This is a genomic window from Parvibaculum sp. (assembly GCF_040882025.1).
In the GTDB taxonomy this organism is placed as follows: Bacteria; Pseudomonadota; Alphaproteobacteria; order Parvibaculales; family Parvibaculaceae; genus Parvibaculum.
The window spans coordinates 1-2,089 of the sequence record NZ_JBBECC010000173.1 but is presented as its reverse complement, the minus strand read 5'-3'; the positions used below and the strand labels follow the sequence as shown (position 1 = coordinate 2,089).

The window sequence follows — 2,089 nt, the reverse complement described above, 5'->3', positions numbered from 1 at the left end:
TAGACGATGTTGTCGTTCTTCAGGCAGTTGGCCGAGCGCACCGAAAGCTCGAGCTCGTCCACCTTTTTCAGGAGCGCCGCATTGAACTCGAGTTCGGGGCGACTCTCCTCGACATGCTTCTGCTCCGGCTCGTCGAAATTGACGAAGGTCTGGAGCTGGTCCTGCAGGATACGTGCGGCATAGGCAACCGCGTCTTCCGGCGTGATCGCGCCGTTGGTCTCGATCTGCATGGTGAGCTTGTCGTAGTCGAGAATCTGGCCCTCACGCGTGTTTTCAACCTTGTAGGAAACACGGCGCACCGGGCTGTAAAGGCTGTCGACGGGGATCAGGCCGATCGGCGCGTCCTCGGGGCGGTTGCGGTCAGATGCAACATAGCCCTTGCCGAGCGCGACGGTGAATTCCATCCGGATTTCGGCGCCCTCGTCGAGCGTGCAGAGCACGAGATCGGGATTGAGAACCTCTATGTCGGCGCCAACCGTGATGTCGCCGGCCGTGACGACACCCGGGCCCTTCTTCGACAGCGACATGCGCTTCGGGCCTTCGGCATGAAGACGCAGCGCGAGCTGCTTGATGTTGAGGACGATGTCGGTCACGTCTTCGCGCACACCGGCGATCGACGAGAATTCGTGCAGCACACCGTCGATCTGAACGGCGGTAACGGCGGCGCCCTGCAGCGACGACATCAGGACGCGACGAAGCGAGTTGCCCAGCGTCAGACCAAAGCCACGCTCCAGCGGCTCGGCGACAACGGTCGCAAAACGCTGCGCGTCATGGCCCGGATTGATTTCGAGCTTGTTCGGTTTGATAAGCTCTTCCCAGTTTTTCTGGATCACGTTGATAACCTCGTGCCGTTTGCGGCGCGCCTTGCGAGCACACCGGGCGGGAGACATCCGCCACCTGATCTCTTTAACGTCCACCCCACCATTCAATCGTGCGAGCGGACGTGACCGACAAACCCCTCATCAGGGAGGGCCGGTCAGATACCGGCCTAGACGCGGCGCCGCTTGGGCGGGCGGCACCCATTGTGCGGTATCGGCGTCACATCGCGGATCGTCGTGACGGTGAAACCGACCGACTGCAATGCGCGAAGCGCCGACTCACGACCAGACCCCGGACCGCAAACCTCGACCTCGAGGGTGCGCATGCCGTGTTCCATGGCCTTCTTGCCCGCGTCTTCCGCAGCCATCTGCGCGGCGAAGGGCGTCGACTTTCGGCTGCCCTTGAAACCCATCATCCCGGCAGACGACCAGGCAATTGCATTGCCCTGCGCATCCGCAATGGTGATCATGGTGTTGTTGAACGTCGAATTCACATGGGCGACACCCGATGAGATATTCTTCCGTTCCTTGCGCTTGATGCGCGTCTTTTCCTTCGCCATCCGTCCTAAACCTTCGTGTCACGCAGGAGCCGCATTAACGCGCCCCGGCTCGTATGTCCTAAGGGCGTTACTTCTTCTTGCCGGCAATCGCCTTGGCCGGGCCCTTGCGCGTGCGGGCATTGGTATGGGTCCGCTGACCGCGCACTGGCAGGCCCTTGCGGTGCCGGAGACCTCGATAGCAACCGAGATCCATCAATCGCTTGATGTTCATCGCCACTTCGCGCCGCAGATCGCCCTCGACCATATAGTCGCGATCGATCGCTTCGCGGATCTGAATGACCTCGGCGTCCGTCAACTCGTTGACGCGGCGCTCCGCCGGGATACCGACTGTGCCGCAGATTTCCTTGGCCTTGGTGTCGCCAATGCCATGGATATAGGTCAGCGCAATGACCACCCGCTTGTTGGTCGGGATGTTGACGCCAGCGATACGAGCCACGTTCTTCTCCTAAACTTCGGGAATCGCTTGAGACGGCACTTGCGTGAAATCCGGCTGGGACCGTCCGAAAACCGCGGAATTCCGCCATTTTTCGGCCCAACCGTAATTTGCCCTGAAAGTACCGCCGCGAAGGCCGGGATTATAGAATTTACTTCTTCCCAGTCAACCGCTTAAGCCAGCTTCCCTTTCCTGTTTGAAAGCCCGAGGACCGCCTCGATCTGGCGGGTCACCTCATCCATATCCTTCATGCCGTCCACGGTCCGGAGCGCTCCCTG

At 60.6% G+C, this 2,089-nt stretch carries 3 protein-coding genes; all 3 read right to left on the bottom strand.

The genetic code is table 11. From position 1 onward, the window contains the following. A partial coding sequence (locus WEB61_RS12600; RefSeq protein ID WP_368064686.1) for a DNA-directed RNA polymerase subunit alpha occupies positions 1–890 on the bottom strand: 890 nt, incomplete at its 3' end. Positions 891–988: 98 nt separating this feature from the next. Further along, a complete protein-coding gene (rpsK, locus tag WEB61_RS12595) occupies positions 989–1,378 on the bottom strand; it encodes a 30S ribosomal protein S11 (RefSeq protein WP_293506764.1) in 390 nt (129 codons plus the stop codon). A 67-nt stretch (positions 1,379–1,445) separates the two neighbouring features. Next, positions 1,446–1,814, bottom strand: coding sequence for a 30S ribosomal protein S13 (gene rpsM / locus WEB61_RS12590; protein ID WP_368064685.1), 369 nt, complete (start codon positions 1,812–1,814; stop codon positions 1,446–1,448). Positions 1,815–2,089 lie beyond the last annotated feature (275 nt).